Raw genomic sequence first — 18921 nt, forward strand, 5'->3', positions numbered from 1 at the left:
AATGTATGCCCCGAGATGCCGCACGGTCATATTACCGCGCAGTATTGTGTAGGTAACGGCAAGGGAAAGTAGGGCAACTGTGGTCCATGAAGCACGGGCTGACCGGGCGTCCGGCGGCGAACCGGCCGCACCTCAACGGACCGCGGGCCAGAGGTCCGCCCGGCTTCCCCGGGATGAGCGCCGGGCGCAGCTCCTCGCGGCGGCGCAGGAGGTATTTGTCGCCAACGGCTACCATGGCGCCGCCATGGATGAAATCGCCGAAACGGCCCATGTCAGCAAACCGGTGCTGTACCAGCACTTCCCGTCCAAGCGCGAGCTGTATCTTGCCCTGCTGGACAGCCATCTCGCGTCGCTGACGGACCTGATGCTCGGTGCCCTGAGCTCCACTACCGACAACGACGAACGTGTCCAGGCCGTGATGCGTGCTTACTACCGCTTCATCGCCAGCGACGACCAGGCCCACCGCCTGGTCTTCGAATCGGACCTCATCAACGACCCCGACGTCAGTTCACGTCTCGAGACATTCAACAAGACCTTCGCGGACGCCGTGGCACGCGTGATTGCCGAAGACACCAAACTCCCCCCCCTGGAGGCGCAGCTTCTGGGACGCGGCCTGGCCGGAATGGCCCAGGTCAGCGCGCGTTACTGGCTGGAAACGGACGGCAACCTGGACCTCGATGTGGCCAGCGACCTCATTTACCGTTTAGCTTGGCGCGGAATCTCGCGCTTCCCCAAAGAGTCCTAGACTACAAATAAGAGAACCCAAGAAACTTTGATTGGCTGGGAGGCCCCCTTTTGGAAATTAAGATCGGCATTCAGAACATTGGCCGCGAAATCATCCTGGAATCAGCTCAGGACGCTGACACTGTAGCCACGGTCGTTGAAGAAGCCATCACCAAGGGCACCGAACTCCGCCTCAAGGACGACAAGGGACGCATCATCATCGTTCCCGGCAGCGCCCTGGGCTACGTGGAAATCGGCGCCGAAGAGGCCCGCAAGGTCGGTTTCGGCCAGTTCTAGCACGTCCGCGGCCAACCGCCCTGGCGGTTGGCCGCTGCTTTCCGAGGAGATCCCATGCTTTCACTGACCATCGTTGTCCTGGTCACAGCAGCCGCAGGCTTTATTGTCTGGGCCAATGACAAGCGCCACACCCGGTACGGCACAGGGTTGCCCGCAGGGGTTGCCGTTGTGGTGGGCGCGGTGAGCTGGATCATCTTCATCGCGGCAGGTTTTGGCTACCAGCCGGGCCTGACGTGGATTCCCTGGATCCTGCCCATGGCGCTCGGCACCGTCGCTGCCGTCGGGACGGTCATCTACCTGGGTCGGACCCGGGCAAGCCACGATACGCAGCGGCTGACTCAGGCGCTCAAGATGTAGCAAGGACGATGCCTTGAGTACCGGTGACCACCACCCAGCAGGGTGGTGGTCACCGTCTTTTAACTAACCGGTTGGGCGGTGGCTCCGAGCCGTGCCGCAGCCGCACTCACTGCCGCTGCAGCAGCGGCATCCCGCTCAGTGACCTCGCCGCCGGCGTCGTGGGACGTGTAGCGGAGATGGACCTTGTTGTAGCGCCACTCAAGGTCCGGATGGTGGTTCTGCTGTTCCGCGAGGCGTCCGACGGCGGCAATCAGCTCCAGTGCGGCGGCCGCCGTCGGCGTCTTATAGACAGTGACCAGCCCGCCCAGCCGGTACCGCCAGTCGGGCAGCGCCTCGAGGACGGCGTCGATCCGCTCCCTGGTGAGTTTGTGTTCCTTGCCGGCCACAGCGGCCTCCTTGGCTCGTCCGGTGAGCCGCCCCGGCGTTCGGTCGAGGGCGCCAGGCCTGGAGAAAACGGCCTACAGAAACTCTGCCCGGCCTTCCATGGCCGATGACGCCAGGGCGTGCTCGCGGCGCGGAATCCTGCCGGCCGCTTTCGCCAGCCTACCGGCGATGACGGCGTGTTTGAAGGCCTCCCCCATGAGTGCCGGGTTCTGCGCACGCGTGACTGCAGTGGCCAGCAGCACGGCATCACAGCCAAGCTCCATGGCCAGTGCGGCGTCGGATGCCGTGCCGATGCCGGCGTCCAGCACCACGGGCACCGAGGCGCGCGAGACGATCAGTTCGATGTTGTGTGGATTCAGGATTCCCAGGCCGGTGCCGATGGGCGCTCCGAGCGGCATGACCGCGGTGGCACCCAGGTTTTCCAGCCGCAGGGCCAGGACCGGGTCATCGTTGGTGTAGGCGAACACTTTGAAGCCCCGGTTAACAAGCTGTTCCGTAGCATCCACCAATTCCACGGCGTCCGGCAGCAGGGTCTGTTCGTCGGCGATGACTTCCAGCTTGATCCAGTTCGTTTCCAGCGCTTCGCGGGCCAGTTCCGCCGTCATGACCGCGTCCCGGGCGGTGAAGCAGCCGGCGGTGTTGGGCAGGATCCGGATCCCGTGGTCCACCAGGAGCTGGAAAAGGGACCCCGATTCAGCCAGCGAATAGCGCCGCATGGCCACCGTGGTCAGTTCGGTTCCGGACGCCAGCAGGGCTGCGCCCAGCCCGTAGAGGCTGGGGGCGCCACCGGTGCCCATGATGAGGCGGGAGCCGAGCTCGACGCCGTCGATGACCAGCCGGTCAGTGTCCTCGGGCCGGTTCTGTGTGCTGATGGTGCTGGTTACTGTCATGGCGTCAGCCTCCCTGGACTGCTGTGACCAGTTCGACGTCGTCACCTTCGGCGAGCGTCGTGACGAACCACTGGCTGCGGGGTACTACTTCGGAGTTATGGGCGACGGCGACGCCGAGTTTCTGCCCGTCTGTCGCCTGGCCGTTGGCCGCGAGGGGACGGCCAGTGATCTGGCTGATGAGGGTGGTGATGGACGCGTCGTCCGCCACGGAATGGCGCGAGCCGTTGAGGGTGATGTTCATGCTGATTCCTTCTGTGTGTCGAGGTCCTTCGTGCTGCTGATGTCCTTACGCGGCGACTGTGTTCCGGCTACGTGGTGCTTTCCTGAAAAGCGGGCCGGGCTGAGGGCCCCCCATCGGGGGTCCGACCGGCCGTCCAGCAGGTCCCGGCAGATGGCCGCCGCCGCCGGAGCAAGCAGCACTCCGTGGCGGAAAAATCCGGTGGCAACAATCAGCCCGGCAATGTTCGCTGTGTTCCCCGTCCTTGGTGCGGAAGCCCGTACGCGGCCGAGGAGAGGGGCGTTGTCCGGGGTCGCCGGCCTTGCCCGTGCCGTGCATTCCAGGAGTTCCAGCTCCGAGACGGCCGGCACCAGGACCTGGGCGTCACGCAGCAACTGGTACACGCCGCCGGCCGAGACAGCAGCGTCGCCCGTCCCGGCGAGCGCATCTTCTCGCTGCGTTGCCCCGATCACCACCGTGCCGTCCTGCCGGGGAACGATGTAGACCGGCACGCCATGGACCATTCCACGGACCGTCGAGGTGAGGAGCGGACGCAGGTGCTCCGGAACAGCAAGGCGCAGGATGTCACCGTAGACGGGCCGCAGGGGCAGGTGCAGTCCAACCGGGAGGCCATCCAGCGACCCCGCCTGCAATCCGTTGGCCACGATGGTCTCCCCGGCCCGGACACTTCCGCCGTGGGCGAGCCTCACCCCAGTGACGCGGCCGTCCTCCCAAAGAAGGGAAGCAGCCCGTTGGTCAACGGCGAATCCCCCGCGGGCACCTGCCACGGCCGTTCCTGCTCCCGGTTCGTGGACGGCCAGGACTTCCTGGAGGCACGCCACCAGTTTCCGTGGATCCACCTGGTGGTCGGCGGGGATGTCCAGGGCGCAGGATATGGCCGGGCTAAGTAGGGATTCCCTCGTCCTGGCCTCACGGACAGTCAGGGGTTCCACCACCAGGCCGCTGGCCTGCTGCACGGCCCGGCGGTCCATCAGCGCGCGGCGGTCCGCAGCGTCCGCGCCGATGGCGAGCGTCGGCGTCGTCAGATATCCGGTATCGCCAGCCCCGGCCAGGGCGAGGTCCGCCGCAAAGGCAGGCCACAGGCCGGAGGATGCCAGCATCAGCTCAAGGAGGTCTTCCTCCTGGTAGTGCAGTTCGCTCACAGGGGCCAGCATGCCGGCGGCTGCCCAGCTGGCGCCGTTCCCGGGCGCGTCATCGATCAGCACGACGGAACGGCCGGATCGCCGGGCCTCCCAGGCTATGGCGTGGCCGATGACTCCGCCGCCGATGACGGCCACGTCGGCGTGCAGGACGGCCGGGCTGGCTGATGCGGTCTCGGGTGGGCTGCTTATTGCGGGGGGCATATGTTCCTTCCCTACGCCGGTACTAGCCGGATCAGGTCAAGCGGTCGGCTCTGACGCCCTCTCAGCCCGGCCGCTTTGTGACGGCTGCAACGGGCTCCCGCAGTACCCGCCCAGTTTAGGGGACTTAGGCTGGTTTCCATGAACGCGCAATCCTTCGCCGCTGCAGGCAGGCCCTCCGCCCCCTCCGCCGCTCCCGAATCCTTGACCGGAACAGACCCCGCCGGCGGCATAAACACCGGCCTCCCGCACAGCGCCAGGCTGTACCTGTGCACCGACGCGCGCCGGGACCGCGGGGACTTTGGCGAGTTTGTGGACGCGGCGTTTGCCGGCGGCGTGGACATCATCCAGCTCCGGGACAAGGCGATCGAGGCGGCGGAGGAGCTGGAGCTGCTGGCCGTGCTTCAGGCCGCGGCCGAACGCCACGGAAAGCTGTGGTCCGTCAACGACCGTGCCGATATCGCGCTACTGTCCGGCGCCCCCGTCTTCCACATCGGGCAGAAAGACCTGCCGGTCGCTTCCGCCCGCACGCTCCTCGGCCCACCCGCAGCGATCGGCCTTTCCACCCACACCGCCGAGCAGATCGAAGGCGCCATCCGGCTGTCCGGTGGGCTGACTGACCAAAGCGGCCTGGACTACTTCTGCGTAGGACCGGTCTGGGCCACTCCGACGAAACCGGGCCGGGCCGCCGTCGGCCTCGACCTGGTGCGGTACGCGGCCGAAGCAGTCCGCGCTGCCGGTGGAACCCAGGCCACGCTGCCCTGGTTTGCCATCGGAGGCATCGATCTCGGCAACGTGGAGCAGGTGGTGGAGGCCGGCGCCGGCAGGGTTGTTGTGGTGCGTGCCATCACCGAAGCCTCCGACCCCGCAGCGGCGGCCGCGGCACTCCTGGCCGCCCTGGACGCGGGCGCGTCCTGACAATCCTCCGCGTGGCGGACGGCCGGCGTGCACGATCCGTGGAAATCGAGCTAACCTGACTTTCGTGTCACATCATAGGTTGGCCCCCAATGTCCACGAGCAAACCAACGACCTCGCGGCGGCGCTGAGCGCCCTGCGTACCGAGCTGGAACTGCCGGGGCCATACCCGGCGGAGGCGGTCCGGGACGCGGAAGCGGCAGTGGCCGCACACGAATTGCCGGGCGCTGACCTGACGGACGTGGACTTCCTCACCATCGATCCGGCGTCGTCCACTGACCTGGACCAGGCGTTGTTCATCGAGCGTGCGAGCACGGGCTACCGGGTGCTTTACGCCATCGCTGACGTGCCGTCCTTTGTGCGCCCCGGCGGCGGACTGGACGCGGAGACCCGGCGCCGCGGCCAGACGTTCTACGCCCCTGACGGCCGTATCCCGCTGCACCCGGAAGTCATCAGCGAAGGTGCCGGCAGCCTCTTGGCCGGGCAGCTGTGTTCCGCCTACGTGTGGGAGTTCGGGCTGGACGACGCCGCGCAGGTCTCCACTGTGAGCGTCCAGAGGGCAACCATCCGCAGCCGTGCCAAGCTGAGCTACAAGGGGGTCCAGGCCGAATTCGACGCCGGGACGGCCGGTCCTGTCCTGCAGCTCCTGAAGGAAGTGGGGCTCAAGCGCGTTGAACTGGAGCGACAGCGCGGCGGCGCCAGCCTGAACATGCCGGAGCAGGAAATCGTGCAACTGCCCGACGGCGGCTACCGGATTGCCGCTGCACCGCAGCTGCCGGTGGAGGACTGGAACGCCCAGATCTCCCTGATGACGGGGATGGCGGCGGCAAACCTGATGTTGGCGGGAAAAGTGGGCATCCTGCGGACCATGCCCGCGCCGGATGAGCGCTCCCTGCGTCACTTCCGCCTCCAGACCGAGGCCTTGGGCAAGCCGTGGGACGGCAAGATCAGCTACGGCGAATACCTCCGCAGCCTTGATCCGACAGAGCCCCGGCAACTGGCCATCCTGCACTCCGCCGGTATGCTGTTCCGCGGCGCCAGCTACACGGCGTTCGACGGCACAGTCCCGGAAGACGCCATCCAGTCCGCCATCGGCGCCGCCTATGCCCACACCACAGCACCACTCCGACGCCTTATCGACCGCTTTGTCCTGGTGATCTGCGAAGCCCTGAGCAACGGCAAGCCAGTACCGGACTGGGCGCGGGAAGCCCTGCCGTCCCTGCCGGAGATCATGGCCGGATCCGACCAGCTGGCATCGCGGATGGAACGCATGGCGCTGGACACTGTGGAGGCCGCGCTCCTGGTCAACCATGTGGGCCAGGAATTCGATGCGATCGTGATCTCCGGCTCCAAGCCGCAGAAGGACAACGGCAACGGCAACGGGAAAAACGGCAACGGCACCAAGAACGGTGCCGCAAAAAACGGGAATGGCCCCTCGGGGATCATCCAGATCGCCAAACCCGCCGTGACGGCCCGGTGCGGCGGCGACCTGGAATCCGGCACCAAGGTGCGGGTCCGCCTGATCTCCTCCGATATCGCCGCCCGCGAGGTCCACTTTGAGTTGCTGGCCTGAATGATTTCCGCGCTGCCTGATCGGCCCAAAGCCGGGATTCAGGGTCCGTGCGGCTAGACTGAAGAAGTAGATATGGATGCCCGGTCGTTGATTTCCTTGATTTGAATTCAACAAGCCCGCCCCTACGCGATCTTGAGATGCACCCGTTGGTCACCAGTGCCAGCATTTTGATAGCCCGCGATCGGCTTCCACTGGATTTGCTTGCGCGCCAGAGCGTGCTCCGGAACGGCCACGTTGGCCGGCCCGTTGAGCAGGCAGCGCCAATGCCCAAATGAATAAGGAAACTCCCCTGTGAGTGAATTGCATACCCACCAGATCCTGACTGACGACTCCGGCATCGAGACGATCGAACCCGAAGAAACCATCATCTCGGACGAGAAGCCGCACGAGATCGAGGAGAAATCCTTCGCTGACTACAACGTCCGCGCCGACATCGTGGAGTCCCTCGCCGACGCCGGGATCACCCACCCCTTCCCCATCCAGGCCATGACCCTGCCGGTGGCGCTTTCGGGCCACGACATCATCGGGCAGGCCAAGACCGGCACCGGCAAAACCCTCGGCTTCGGCATTCCCGCGCTGCAGCGCGTGGTGGGTCCGGACGACGCCGGCTACGACAAGCTCGCCGTTCCGGGTGCACCTCAAGCCCTGGTCATCGTGCCGACGCGCGAGCTGGCCGTCCAGGTGGCCAATGATCTCCAGAACGCATCCCGCAGGCGGAACGCCCGCATCACCACCATCTACGGCGGCCGTGCCTACGAGCCCCAGGTGGAAGCCCTGCAGAACGGCGTCGAGGTGGTCGTCGGAACCCCCGGCCGCCTCATCGACCTCTACAAGCAGAAGCACCTCGTCCTCAAGAACGTCAAGATGGTCATCCTTGACGAGGCCGATGAAATGCTGGACCTCGGATTCCTGCCGGACGTGGAAACCCTCATCGCCGGTACCCCTGCAGTCCGCCAGACCCTGCTGTTCTCCGCCACGATGCCGGGCCCGGTCATCGCCATGGCCCGCCGCTACATGACGCAGCCCACCCATATCCGGGCCGCTGATCCGGACGACGAGGGCCTCACCAAGCGCGACATCCGCCAGCTCATCTACCGTGCCCACAGCATGGACAAGATCGAAGTTGTGGCCCGCATCCTGCAGGCACGCGGACGCGGCCGGACCATCATCTTCACCAAAACCAAGCGCACCGCCGCGAAGGTTGCCGAGGAGCTTGTGGACCGTGGCTTCGCCGCCGCTGCCATCCACGGTGACCTTGGCCAGGGCGCCCGCGAGCAGGCGCTCCGTGCCTTCCGCAACAACAAGGTGGACGTCCTGGTGGCCACTGACGTCGCCGCCCGCGGCATCGACGTCGACGACGTCACGCACGTCATCAACTACCAGTGCGTTGAGGACGAAAAGATCTACCTGCACCGTGTGGGCCGTACCGGCCGCGCGGGCAACAAGGGCACAGCAGTGACCTTCGTTGACTGGGACGATATGCCGCGCTGGGGCCTGATCAACAAGGCCTTGGGGCTCAGCGTCCCGGAGCCCGTGGAAACGTACTCCTCCTCCCCGCACCTTTACGAAGAGCTGGATATTCCGGAAGGCACCAAGGGCCGCCTGCCCCGCAACAAGCGTGTGCTGGCCGGCGTCGACGCCGAGGTCCTCGAGGACCTGGGCGAGACCGGCAAAAAGAACACCCGTCCCAGCGGTGGCCGTGACAGCGGGCGCGACGGCAACCGCGACGCCGGCCGCTCCGGTGCTCGCGACAGCAGCAGCCGCCGCACCGGCGAGCCCGGCGGACGCTCCGGTGACCGCCGTCGTCGTACCTCTGATGCGGCGACCGCCGGCACCAGCCCCGCCCCCGAACCGGCTGCTGCGGCTCCGGCCGAAGGCGAAGTGGACCCCCGTGCCCGCCGCAGCCGGACCCGCACCCGCCGCCGCAACGGCGAAGTGGTGGCCGGTGCCGACAACGGCCCGCAGCAGCGCAGCACCGAGGCATAACCGCCTCGATGACTGACACCGTCTGGGCGCCGGACGGCAGCAACCTGGTGGTTCACGCGGACAACGCGGAGTTCCTCCCCTCGCTGCCGGACGGCGCCTTCACCTTGATATACGTTGACCCGCCGTTCAACACCGGCAGGGTCCAGAAGCGCCAGGAAACGCGGATGGTGCTGAACACAGACGGTGACGGCGACCGCGTGGGCTTCAAGGGGCGTTCCTACGACACCATCAAGGGCGCCCTGCACCGGTACGATGACGCCTTCAGTGACTACTGGTCATTCCTGGAACCCCGGCTCGTGGAGGCCTGGCGGCTGCTGGCTGACGACGGCACGCTGTACCTCCACCTGGACTACCGGGAAGTCCATTACGCCAAGGTGATGCTTGACGCGATCTTCGGCCGTGAGTGCTTCCTCAACGAGATCATCTGGGCGTACGACTACGGTGCCCGGGCCAAGTACCGCTGGCCCACCAAGCACGACAACATCCTCGTGTACGTCAAGAACCCGGCGAAATACCACTTCGACAACGCCGAGGTGGACCGCGAGCCGTACATGGCACCGGGCCTGGTGACACCGGCGAAGCGGGAACTCGGGAAGCTGCCCACCGACGTCTGGTGGCACACCATCGTCTCCCCCACAGGCAAGGAAAAGACCGGCTACCCCACGCAGAAGCCCGAGGGCCTCATCCGCCGTGTGGTGACGGCGTCAAGCCGGCCCGGTGACTGGTGCCTGGACTTCTTCGCCGGTTCCGGAACCCTGGGCGCCGTGGCGGCCAAACTGGACCGGAAGTTCGTGTGTGTGGACCAGAACCAGCCGGCCATCGACGTGATGGCCAAGCGGTTGGGTGCCAAGGCAACCTTTACGTCGTTCCCGCCCAACTGATCAGGGACGGACGACTGCGGTTCCCGTGCCCAGCTCCTCAATCCGTGCCAGCACGTCCGCGGTGGTGAGGTTTTCTCCGAGCAGGTTCGGTTTTCCTGTGCCGTGGTAATCCGAAGAACCCGTGATCAGCAGTCCGTGCTTGGCGGCGAGCCCACGCAGGAATTCCCGCCCTTCCTCCGGATTGTCCCGATGGTCGATCTCCAGCCCTGCCAAGCCTGCATCGATCATGTCCCGATAGGTTCGCTCCCCCACGATCCGACCGCGGCCCGACGCCACGGGGTGGGCGAACACGGGAACGCCACCAGCGGCACGGACCAGTTCGACGGCGGTGGCCGGGTCGGGTGCGTAGTGCTGGACAAAGTAGCGCGAATGGGACGTCAGGATGGACGTGAACGCCTCCGAGCGGTCTGCCACCACGCCGGCCGCCACCAAAGCATCAGCGATGTGCGGCCGGCCCAGCGTAGCCCCGGGAGCCACATGGTGGATGACGTCGTCCCACGTCAGCGGGTAGTCCTCGGCGAGCAGGGTCACCATCCGTTCGGCCCGGGTGAGGCGCGCGTCCTTGGCCTTGGTGATCTCTTCAAGCAGCCCCGGGTGGTCAGGATCGTGCAGGTAGCTCAGCAGATGCACGCTGATGCCCTGCCCGGTCCGGCAGGAGACCTCCATGCCTGGGACCAGTGCCACCCCGTTTTCCAACGCCGCGAGGGACGCTTCAGCCCAGCCGTCCGTGGAGTCGTGATCGGTTAGTGCCACCACGTCCAGGCCCGCCCGGGCAGCCGAAGCCATCACGTCGGCGGGGGTTTCGGTGCCGTCCGAAACGTTCGAGTGGGCATGCAGGTCAATCCTCACTTGCCCAGCCTAGTTGACCGCGTCCGCGCCGGTATTGGCCCCCGGCTCGGTGCCGGTGAGACGATGGTGCCGTGAACGATGCCGAAAACACCCCGACCTCTGCCTCCCAGCCCCTCGACGAGCGCGTCAACAACCGCTCTCAGCGGCCCAGTTCCGCTGCCTTCAAGGCCTTTATGGCCAGTAACTGGGCGCCGTCCGGGCAGCACCTGCCGGCGCTCGACGCCGTGGCCAACTACGCCGCGGCCCGGCGCAAGGCCATCTCAGAGAAGTTCAAAGGCGAACGCCTGGTCATCCCCGCCGGTCCGCTGAAGGTCCGCTCCAACGACTGCGACTACCGGTTCCGTCCGCATTCCGGCTTCGCGCATCTCACCGGGCTGGGCCTGGACCATGAGCCGGACGCCGTGCTCATTCTGGAACCGGCCGGTGAAGGAAAGGGCGACGGCGGCAGTCACCACCGTGCCACGCTGTACTTCCGTCCGCTGGCCGACCGGGATACAGAACAGTTCTACGCTGACTCCCGTTCCGGCGAGTTCTGGATCGGTGCACGGCCCACCCTGGCCGAGTTCAAAGCGCGCCTGGGCCTGGCCACCGCCCACATCGATGGACTTGAATCCGCGATCACCAAGAACGTGGGTGCCCCGGAGATCGGCGGCATCTCGATCCGACTGGTGCGCAAGGTAGACGAGAACATCGACGCCCTGGTGGATACTGCCCGGTACAACACTGCCAAGGACCCGGACAACCTGGACCTGGCTGTCCTGGATGCACTGGATGAAAAGCTTTCCGAAGCGCTGTCTGAACTCCGCCTCCTGAAGGATGAGTGGGAAATCGAACAGATGATGACTGCAGTAGCTGCGACTGTCGAGGGCTTCGTGGAGGTAGTCAAGGCCCTGCCCCGCGCCCTGACCCATGCCCGCGGCGAGCGCGTGGTGGAAGGCGCGTTCTTTGCCCGTGCCCGCGAGGTAGGCAACGAACTGGGCTACGACACCATCGCCGCCGCCGGCAACAACGCCACAGTCCTGCACTGGACGCGGAACACCGGCAGGATCAACGCCGGCGAACTGCTGCTGCTGGACGCCGGCGTTGAAGCGGACTCGCTCTACACCGCAGACGTCACCCGCACACTGCCGGTCAACGGCGCATTCACCGCAGTCCAGCGCAAGGTTTACGAGGCAGTCCTGGATGCTGCCGACGCCGGATTCGCCGCTGCCCAGCCAGGTGCCAGGTTCCGGGACATCCACACCGCCGCGACCACCGTGTTGGCGGAACGCCTCGCCGAGTGGGGGCTGCTCCCGGTGAGTGTCGAGGAAGCCGTCAGCCCGGAAGGCCAGCAGCACCGCCGCTGGATGCCGCACGGCACCAGTCACCACCTTGGCCTGGATGTCCACGACTGTGCCCAGGCAAAGCGCGAACTGTACCTCGACGGCATCCTCACGGAGGGCATGGTCTTCACCATCGAACCCGGCCTGTATTTCAAGAACGAGGACCTGGCCATCCCGGCTGAGTACCGCGGCATTGGAGTGCGGATCGAGGACGACATCCTGATGACGGCCGATGGTCCCGTGAACCTCAGCGCCGCGCTGCCCCGCAAGGCCGACGACGTCGAGTCCTGGATGGCAGGCATCTACCAAGAGCTGGAGGGCGGCTTGGCAAGCGGCCACATCCGCTAGAGGTCGTTGCGTCCAGCGCATCTCCGCAGGGATGCGCTGGACGCCATACCCCTTGATGAAGCTCTCATAACAGTTCTTGGCAATCGCTTGCCAAGAGTTGGCGTTGATGAATACGCTAGCCGCAGAGAAAGAAAATCGTAGACTGAATTTTAGTCTCGGATCTCTGCCGCAATGTACGTCTTCAAAGGAGAAGCCTCATGGGTATGTCTAAACCGCGTCGCATCGGCACTATCGCCGCAGCGGCCATTTCCGTTCTTATGCTTGCCGCGTGCGGCGGCTCTGGCGGCTCGGGCGGTGCGACCTCCGGCGCCTCGGGCGGCAAGGTGGACGGCACAGGAAAAACCCTCAACGTCCTGATGAACGTCACCGCGCAGTACCCCCAGGAACAGCAGGCCTGGTTCAAGGAAATGAGCGCCAAGTTCAAGACGGAAACCGGGGCAGACATCCAGTGGGAGACGTTCGCCACCGCCAATGACGAGATGACCCGGATCCAGACATCAGTCGTCTCGGGGCAGGGACCTGACGTCTACGGACTCGGCACCACCTTCACCCCCACGGCGTACTCCACCGGGGCCTTTGTGAAACTCGGTGACAACGAGTGGAACCAGCTCGGCGGCAAGGACAAGTTCGTTCCCGCGGCGCTCGGCATTTCCGGTCCGGATCAGGGCAACCAGATCGGTATCCCGTTCGTGAGCCGGCCGTTCGTGATGGCCTACAACACCGAGCTGCTGGCTGCTGCCGGCATTGAAAAGCCTGCCACCACCTGGGACGAGTTCACCGAGCAGGCAAAGAAGCTCACGAAGGGCGACCAGTACGGTGTTGCGGTGGCCTACAAGGACAACTTCGATCCCTGGAAGTACATCTGGGGCATGTCCATCCAGGCCGGCAATCCCATCATCGACGGAAGCAAGGTCCGTCTCGATGACCCCATCACCAAGAAGGCCTACGAGACCTACTTCGGTTGGGTGACCAAGGACAAGGTAGTTGACCCCTCCGCCGTTGGCTGGGCCAACCCGCAGGCCCTGGCCGCCTTCGCCGCCGGCAAGGCAGCCTACTTCCCCATGACCTCACCGCTGTCCATCCCCGCGCTGGATGCCTCCGCGGTCAAGGGCAAGTACAAGTACGCCCTGATGCCCACCGTTCCCCCGGGCGAGACCTCCAACCCTTCGGACGGTAAGCCGGCCGCCAGTATTCTGTCCGGCGACAACCTCGTGGTAGCTGACTACTCGAAGCAGAAGGACCTGGCCTTCGCGTTCATCAAGATGATCACCAACAAGGACGTCCAGCTCAATTACTTCAAGGTCTTCGGCCAGCTTCCCGCCAACCAGGAAGCCGCGAAGGAACTCGCCACCAATGAAGTGATTGCGCCGGCCCTTGAGTCGGGAGCCAAGTCCGTAGCGACGCCCTTCAGCGGTGCGTGGGGCGATGTCCAGCTGTCGCTGACCAACGTAGTTGTCCAGTCCATTCCGGATCTTTCCTCCGGAGCAGTCAGCGAATCCAACCTGTCCCAGCGGCTCAAGGACGAACAGGCCAAATCGCAGACCGCACTGGACCGGGCCAAGAAGTAAGACCGGCCCACCAACTGCGGAAGGTTACGGAAAATGGCTAGCAGCGTTACCGAGCCCCGGCCGTCGGACAGCAGTCCGGTGGCCGGGGCGGCCGCCGGACCCGGCGAAACCACACCCCCTGGGAAGCGACGAAAGGGGCTCAGCGAGAGGAACCGGCCTCTTTGGCTCCTGATTCCCGGCGGACTGCTGATGACGATTGTCATCCTCGTCCCCCTGGCCATGGGCATCTGGATGTCACTGATCGATCTGGATCAGTACACCCTTCGCCAATGGGTCAGTGCCGAATTCATTGGCATCCAGAATTTCATTGAAGCGGCGGTCAGCAGCGAATTGCTTCGCTCCATCTGGCTTTCTGTTTCCTTCGCGGTGATTTCCACGGTGGTGACCATACCCCTGGGCGTGGCCGCCGCCGTCGTCACCCAGAACGCCTACCGCGGCCGTGCCGTGGTGCGGTCCGTCTTCCTGATCCCCTACGTCCTGCCGTCGTTTGTGGTTGCCAGCGTGTGGCGGACCATGCTGCAGCCGGATGGAATCGTGAATGTGACGCTGACCAACATGGGAATGGATGGCGGATTATGGCTTAACGGTCCGAACGCGTACTGGACCCTGGTGTGGGTGGAAATCTGGGCGGCCTGGCCGTTCATCTACCTGCTGGCGCTATCCGGCCTGCAGGCAGTGGACCACGAGGTCCACGAGGCGTCGGCCCTGGACGGGGCACTGTGGTGGAACAAGCTGCGGTACGTGATCTTCCCTTACCTGAAGGGACCGGTTTCGCTCGCCTTCCTGCTTGCTACCTTGAACCACATCAACAACTTCACTCTGCCCTATGTCCTGTTTGGTGCGCCGGCACCATCGGATGTGAATGTGCTGCCGATCCTGGTTTACGTCACCAGCTTCCAGAGCTTCCGGTTTGGCCTCAGCGCCGCCATGGCGGTCGTTTCGCTGATCCTGATCGCCATTCCGCTCTTCATCTACCTGCGCGCAGTCCGGCTTGATGTGCACGAAGGAGGAAAGAAATGACCATCGACGCGGCAAACCCGATCGAGCAGCAGAAGAAGCAGCCCATCCGGCGTGACGCGGCCCTGGAGGTCACACGCCTTATGCCGAGGCCACTGCTGGCCACCCTGACTGTCCTGCTCTGCGCCTTGGTCCTCATCCCGATCGTGTATATCTTCCTGGCCTCGCTGAACACGGATGTGGGAGTCGCCAGCGGCGAGTTCTGGCCGAGCAGCTTCTCTTTGGACAGCTACACCAAGATCTGGGATTCCGTGGGGCTGGCGAAAGCCATCGGCAACAGCCTGATAGTTTCCGGGGCCACGGCAGTCGTCTCGGCCATTATGGCTATCGGCACGGCCTACGTGCTGGTCCGGTTTGAGTTCCGCGGGCGCCTGACGGTGCTGCGAGGGCTGCTGGGTCTCCAGTCCGTCCCGGGAACCCTGATGCTCCTGCCGGTCTTTGTGCTCTTCTCCTCCGCCGGCACCTATTTGGGCGTGACCGTCATCGGCACGCTCTGGGGCCTGTTTATCGCCTACCTGACGTTCGCGCTGCCGTTCTCAACCTGGGTGATGGTCACCTACCTCCGCGGTCTGCCGCGGGAACTGGAGGAAGCGGCGCGCATTGACGGCGCCTCAAACCTCGGGATCCTGTTCCGGATCATCATTCCGCTCAGCTGGCCCGGAATCATCGTTTCCGCGATTTTCGCCTTCCTGCTGGGCTGGAATGACGTGCTGTTCGCGTCGGTATTCACCCGCCCGGACACGCACACAGCCGCAGTTGCGCTGCAGGTGTTCGCGTCCGCGGTCGAGGGCGGAGCAATCCCCGTGTACTCGCAGTTGATGGCAGCTTCGCTGGTTTGTGCCGTCCCTGTGGTGGTGCTGTACTTCATGTTCCAGAAATACCTCGTTGGCGGCTTGACAGCCGGCAGCGTCAAGTAAGACAGCTTCGAATAACAGACAACTCCGCCCGATACAGCATTGCTGTTCCGGTCGGAGTTGTTTGTTTATTGCGGGCCTTGTCCCTCGGGCCGTGGGTCAATCTGGCCGTGGGTCAATCTGGCCTCCGGCGGCGCCGCTTAGGGTGTGGATTCGCCGGAGTCCTTGGAGGAGTCAGGCTGGGAGTGCGCCCGGGACCGATCTGCGGCGGGCTGCTCTGAGCCGGTCTGTTCTGTGCCGGGCTGTTCGGTGCCGGGCTGGCCTGTGGTGGCCTGGTCTGAGACACGGACGCCGTACTGCGGCCGGCCGTCAGGGAGGTCCGGGTAGCGGACGGCGGCAGCGGGAGCCTTCGCCGGCTGGGCCGCTGCCTCCGGCTGCGTGCCCTGGTCCGGGCCGGCAGCCTGGCCCACGCCTTGGGCTGTCCCTTGGCCCGACCTACCGGCACCCTGCTGTCCGTAGGGGTCATTCCAACTGGCAGGGCGTGCGGGTCCCTGACCAGGCTGATTGCCCGGCTGGCCGGGCTGCTGGCCCGTCTGGCCCGGCTGGCCGGGCTGCTGACCCGTCTGGCCCGGCTGGCCCGGCTGGCCGGGCTGCTGACCCGTCTGGCCCGTCTGACCCGTCTGGCCCGTCTGACCCGTCTGGCCGTACTGCTGGTTCTGGTAGCCCTGGGGATTGTATGGGGCGGCTGCTGCGTCCGAGCGGGTCATGGGCAGTTGCTGGAGCAGCCGGCGCGCATCATGGGCAGCTTCCACCGATACCACAACGTCGTAGCTGGTGGCCACCACCTGGCTGGTGGAGGTGAAATCCCGCTTTCCGCGCTGCATGGCATAGGTGACGATGCCGAACAGCATAAAGAAGGCAGCCCCCATCAGCACAGACGCCAGGATGGAGAAATAGCCGGGCGATGGTGCGAAGAAGGAAAGCATGACGCCCACGAAGAGGCCGAACCACATACCGCTGAGCGCCCCGGAGAGAGCCACCCGAGGGTAGCTGAGGCGGCCGGTCACCCGCTCAACCATCTTAAGTTCGTTGCCCACGATGGAAACCATCTGGACCGGGAACTGCTGGTCGGCGAGGTAGTCCACCGCCTTCTGGGCATCCAAGTAAGAGGTGTACGAGCCTACGGTGTCACCGGTGGGCACCGTGCGGGCGTCGTCGGGCCCACTGGGGCCACCGGCCTTGGGAGCACCAAAAATGTTTGACATACACCCATTCTTGCCCATCAGCATGTATGCCGCCTGTAAATTCAGCTAAAAGAGAGCAGACTCGGTAGCCTGTAGACGTGAGCACAAATCTTTCGCGCGTCTTCGTGGCCCGCCTGCTGGGTCTTGACGTCTTCGACCCTTTGGGCGACCGCCTGGGCAGGTTGCGCGATGTGGTGGTGCTCTCGCGTGGCAGCCGCGGCGCCCCGCACGTGGTGGGCATCGTCGTCGAAGTTCCCGGCAAAAAGCGCGTCTTTGTGCCGATGACACGTATTACCTCCATCGACCAGACACAGATCATCTGTACGGGCCTGGTCAACCTTCGGCGCTTTGAGCAGCGCGGCGCCGAGACGCTGGTGGTCGCGGAAATGTTCGACCGCCGCGTCACTCTCCGGGACGGCAGCGGCGACGCCACCATCGAGGACATCGCCATGGACCAGCACCGGTCCCGCGACTGGTTCGTGAGCAAGCTGTTCGTCCGCCGGGGCCACTCCTTGTCCCCGCTCAGCCGGCTGCGCCGGAACGAGACCATGATCATCGACTGGGCCGACGCCCTCCAAGGTGCCCGCACCGAACCCCAGGCAGCCACCCAGTTCGTGGCCAACCACGAGGACCTCAAACCCGCAGACTTCGCCGAGGCTCTGCAGGAAATGAGCGACAAACGCCGCTTCGAAGTGGCCAGCGAACTCCAGGACGAACGCCTGGCCGACGTGCTGCAGGAAATGCCCGAAGACGACCAGGTGGAGATCCTCTCCGCCCTCGACGTCGAACGCGCGGCGGACGTCCTGGAGGAAATGGACCCCGACGACGCCGCCGACCTCCTCGCCGAACTCCCTTCTGCACAGGCGGAGGAGCTTCTCCGCCTCATGGAACCCGAAGGCGCCGAGGACGTCAGGCGGCTCCTCGAATACGACGAGGACACCGCCGGTGGCCTGATGACGCCTGTTCCGGTGATCCTCCCCCCGGAGGCAACCGTCGCCGAGGCACTGGCCCACGTCCGCCGTGAGGAACTCTCCCCCGCCCTCGCCTCGTCCATCTTCATCACCCGGCCCCCGTTGGAAACCCCCACGGGACGGTTCCTGGGCGTTGTGCACATCCAGCAACTGCTCCGCTACCCGCCGCCGGAACCCCTGGGCAACCTCGTGGACAAGAACCTTGAGCCGGTCTCCGACCAGGCCCACATCAGCGAGGTGGCGCGCACCCTCGCCACCTACAACCTGAACTGTCTTCCCGTGGTCAATGACGCAGGCCGGCTCGTGGGGGCGGTGACTGTTGATGACGTTTTGGATCATCTGTTGCCGGATGACTGGCGCGCCTATGATGGCGAAGCCCCGATAAGAAAACTGGGAGGCCGCATTGGCTGACACCGGCGCCCCCAAGAATCCCAATAAGAAGGCGGCTGCCAAGGGCGGACTCGACACACCCCTAAGTGGCCGCCAGCGCATCCTGCCGAAGTTCTCACCCGACCCGGATGCATTCGGCCATGCGACGGAAGGCTTCGCCCGGTTTATGGGCACGCCGCAGTTCCTGGTCTATATGACGGTCTTCGTCGTCATCTGGCTGGTCTGGAACACGTGGGCACCGGCGGAGTGGCAGTTCGATTCGCGCCTCCTGGGCTACACCCTCCTGACACTCATGCTTTCCCTGCAGGCCTCCTACGCGGCCCCGCTGCTGCTGCTGGCCCAGAACCGGCAGGACGACCGCGACCGGGTCTCCCTCCAGCAGGATCGCCAACAGGCGGCACGCAACCTGGCCGACACCGAGTATCTCACCCGGGAGCTGGCGTCGCTGAGGATCGCGCTGCGCGAGGTTGCCACCCGGGACTACGTCCGGGCCGAACTACGGACACTCCTCGAGGACATGCTGGAAGCGCAGGAGGAACTGCGGTCCCACGATCCCGCCGGATCCGGCAGCCATGAGTCCCCGCGTGAGAAGGTCAAGGAAAAGCTGAAGGAAAAGCGCGACAAACAGCGGAACCCCCGCACGCAGCAGATTCCCAAGGTCAAACCCAGCCATGTCGCCTACGACACCGTCGCCAAGGACACGGCCGCTACCGACCCCGCAATCCAGGACCCGGCCGTCCCCAAGCACATCCCCACCACCGAAAGCTGAGCCCC

Annotated in this window: 19 protein-coding genes and 1 riboswitch; of the genes, 13 read left to right on the forward strand and 6 right to left on the reverse strand. The window is 65.2% G+C overall.

Translation table 11 applies throughout. From position 1 onward, the window contains the following. Positions 1-79 precede the first annotated feature (79 nt). Genes NG696_RS20370 through NG696_RS20380 form a run of 3 tightly spaced genes read left to right on the forward strand, consistent with a single transcriptional unit; the run spans position 80 to position 1377 of the window. A complete protein-coding gene (locus NG696_RS20370) occupies positions 80-745 on the forward strand; it encodes a TetR/AcrR family transcriptional regulator (protein WP_252576561.1) in 666 nt (221 codons plus the stop codon). A 50-nt stretch (positions 746-795) separates the two neighbouring features. Next, positions 796-1020, forward strand: coding sequence for a DUF3107 domain-containing protein (locus NG696_RS20375; RefSeq protein ID WP_252567380.1), 225 nt, complete (start codon positions 796-798; stop codon positions 1018-1020). A gap of 54 nt (positions 1021-1074) precedes the next feature. Further along, a complete protein-coding gene (locus NG696_RS20380) occupies positions 1075-1377 on the forward strand; it encodes a hypothetical protein (RefSeq protein ID WP_252567382.1) in 303 nt (100 codons plus the stop codon). Between the two features lie 59 nt (positions 1378-1436). Here NG696_RS20380 and NG696_RS20385 read toward each other — a convergent pair whose 3' ends face one another. The 4 genes from NG696_RS20385 to thiO form a co-directional block, all read right to left on the reverse strand. Further along, on the reverse strand, positions 1437-1763 hold the full coding sequence (locus NG696_RS20385; protein ID WP_252567384.1) for a 4a-hydroxytetrahydrobiopterin dehydratase: 327 nt from the start codon (positions 1761-1763) through the stop codon (positions 1437-1439). 72 nt (positions 1764-1835) lie between these two features. Further along, entirely contained in the window at positions 1836-2651 is an 816-nt protein-coding gene (locus tag NG696_RS20390; RefSeq protein WP_256472354.1) for a thiazole synthase, read from the reverse strand. Between the two features lie 4 nt (positions 2652-2655). Beyond that, positions 2656-2892, reverse strand: coding sequence for a sulfur carrier protein ThiS (gene thiS, locus NG696_RS20395; RefSeq protein ID WP_252576562.1), 237 nt, complete (start codon positions 2890-2892; stop codon positions 2656-2658). Next, the gene (gene thiO, locus NG696_RS20400) at positions 2889-4232 is read right to left on the reverse strand and encodes a glycine oxidase ThiO (protein ID WP_252576563.1); all 1344 of its coding nucleotides are present in this window, start codon (positions 4230-4232) and stop codon (positions 2889-2891) included. Before thiO ends, thiS begins: the two co-directional genes overlap by 4 nt. Then, positions 4223-4343, reverse strand: a riboswitch (TPP riboswitch). (Overlaps the previous gene by 10 nt.) 27 nt (positions 4344-4370) lie before the next feature. On the opposite strand from thiO, the gene thiE reads away from it, so the two are divergent. From thiE to NG696_RS20420, 4 genes are all read left to right on the forward strand, one after another. After that, positions 4371-5147, forward strand: coding sequence for a thiamine phosphate synthase (gene thiE, locus NG696_RS20405; protein ID WP_252576564.1), 777 nt, complete (start codon positions 4371-4373; stop codon positions 5145-5147). Between the two features lie 64 nt (positions 5148-5211). Further along, the gene (locus tag NG696_RS20410; protein WP_252576565.1) at positions 5212-6717 is read left to right on the forward strand and encodes an RNB domain-containing ribonuclease; all 1506 of its coding nucleotides are present in this window, start codon (positions 5212-5214) and stop codon (positions 6715-6717) included. Between the two features lie 291 nt (positions 6718-7008). Next, positions 7009-8703 carry a DEAD/DEAH box helicase gene (locus NG696_RS20415; RefSeq protein WP_252567399.1) on the forward strand — a complete coding sequence of 565 codons (1695 nt, stop codon included), beginning with the start codon at positions 7009-7011 and terminating at the stop codon, positions 8701-8703. 8 nt (positions 8704-8711) lie between these two features. After that, complete coding sequence (locus NG696_RS20420) at positions 8712-9584, forward strand: DNA-methyltransferase (RefSeq protein WP_252567401.1); 873 nt, start codon at positions 8712-8714, stop codon at positions 9582-9584. On the opposite strand, the gene NG696_RS20425 is transcribed toward NG696_RS20420, so the two are convergent. After that, a complete protein-coding gene (locus tag NG696_RS20425) occupies positions 9585-10433 on the reverse strand; it encodes a PHP domain-containing protein (RefSeq protein WP_252567403.1) in 849 nt (282 codons plus the stop codon). A gap of 71 nt (positions 10434-10504) precedes the next feature. Here NG696_RS20425 and NG696_RS20430 point away from each other — a divergent pair, with 71 nt between their 5' ends. The 4 genes from NG696_RS20430 to NG696_RS20445 all read left to right on the forward strand — a co-directional run bounded on the left by NG696_RS20430 (position 10505) and on the right by NG696_RS20445 (position 15605). Further along, complete coding sequence (locus tag NG696_RS20430) at positions 10505-12103, forward strand: aminopeptidase P family protein (RefSeq protein WP_252576566.1); 1599 nt, start codon at positions 10505-10507, stop codon at positions 12101-12103. A 203-nt stretch (positions 12104-12306) separates the two neighbouring features. Continuing rightward, the gene (locus NG696_RS20435; RefSeq protein WP_252567407.1) at positions 12307-13671 is read left to right on the forward strand and encodes an ABC transporter substrate-binding protein; all 1365 of its coding nucleotides are present in this window, start codon (positions 12307-12309) and stop codon (positions 13669-13671) included. A gap of 33 nt (positions 13672-13704) precedes the next feature. Beyond that, positions 13705-14691 (forward strand): carbohydrate ABC transporter permease, encoded by a 987-nt coding sequence (locus NG696_RS20440; protein WP_252567409.1) that lies wholly within the window; start codon positions 13705-13707, stop codon positions 14689-14691. Positions 14692-14771: 80 nt separating this feature from the next. Further along, entirely contained in the window at positions 14772-15605 is an 834-nt protein-coding gene (locus NG696_RS20445) for a carbohydrate ABC transporter permease (protein ID WP_252567658.1), read from the forward strand. A 137-nt stretch (positions 15606-15742) separates the two neighbouring features. On the opposite strand, the gene NG696_RS20450 is transcribed toward NG696_RS20445, so the two are convergent. After that, entirely contained in the window at positions 15743-16807 is a 1065-nt protein-coding gene (locus NG696_RS20450; protein ID WP_252576567.1) for a YflT domain-containing protein, read from the reverse strand. Between the two features lie 77 nt (positions 16808-16884). Here NG696_RS20450 and NG696_RS20455 point away from each other — a divergent pair, with 77 nt between their 5' ends. Continuing rightward, entirely contained in the window at positions 16885-18168 is a 1284-nt protein-coding gene (locus NG696_RS20455) for a magnesium transporter MgtE N-terminal domain-containing protein (protein ID WP_056343970.1), read from the forward strand. Next, positions 18161-18916, forward strand: a complete 756-nt coding sequence (locus NG696_RS20460) for a DUF1003 domain-containing protein (protein WP_252567413.1) — start codon at positions 18161-18163, stop codon at positions 18914-18916. Before NG696_RS20455 ends, NG696_RS20460 begins: the two co-directional genes overlap by 8 nt. Positions 18917-18921 lie beyond the last annotated feature (5 nt).

The sequence above is a fragment of the Pseudarthrobacter cellobiosi genome (assembly GCF_023913755.1).
Lineage (GTDB): Bacteria > Actinomycetota > Actinomycetes > Actinomycetales > Micrococcaceae > Arthrobacter > Arthrobacter cellobiosi.

Bases quoted from the DNA above. Each gene is read 5' to 3' on its own strand.
- NG696_RS20380 (WP_252567382.1), top strand. From the start codon at position 1,075: ATGCTTTCACTGACCATCGTTGTCCTGGTCACAGCAGCCGCAGGCTTT.
- NG696_RS20390 (WP_256472354.1), bottom strand. From the start codon at position 2,651: ATGACAGTAACCAGCACCATCAGCACACAGAACCGGCCCGAGGACACT.
- thiS (WP_252576562.1), bottom strand. From the start codon at position 2,892: ATGAACATCACCCTCAACGGCTCGCGCCATTCCGTGGCGGACGACGCG.
- thiO (WP_252576563.1), bottom strand. From the start codon at position 4,232: ATGCCCCCCGCAATAAGCAGCCCACCCGAGACCGCATCAGCCAGCCCG.
- thiE (WP_252576564.1), top strand. From the start codon at position 4,371: ATGAACGCGCAATCCTTCGCCGCTGCAGGCAGGCCCTCCGCCCCCTCC.
- NG696_RS20420 (WP_252567401.1), top strand. From the start codon at position 8,712: ATGACTGACACCGTCTGGGCGCCGGACGGCAGCAACCTGGTGGTTCAC.
- NG696_RS20435 (WP_252567407.1), top strand. From the start codon at position 12,307: ATGTCTAAACCGCGTCGCATCGGCACTATCGCCGCAGCGGCCATTTCC.
- NG696_RS20440 (WP_252567409.1), top strand. From the start codon at position 13,705: ATGGCTAGCAGCGTTACCGAGCCCCGGCCGTCGGACAGCAGTCCGGTG.
- NG696_RS20445 (WP_252567658.1), top strand. From the start codon at position 14,772: ATGCCGAGGCCACTGCTGGCCACCCTGACTGTCCTGCTCTGCGCCTTG.
- NG696_RS20450 (WP_252576567.1), bottom strand. From the start codon at position 16,807: ATGTCAAACATTTTTGGTGCTCCCAAGGCCGGTGGCCCCAGTGGGCCC.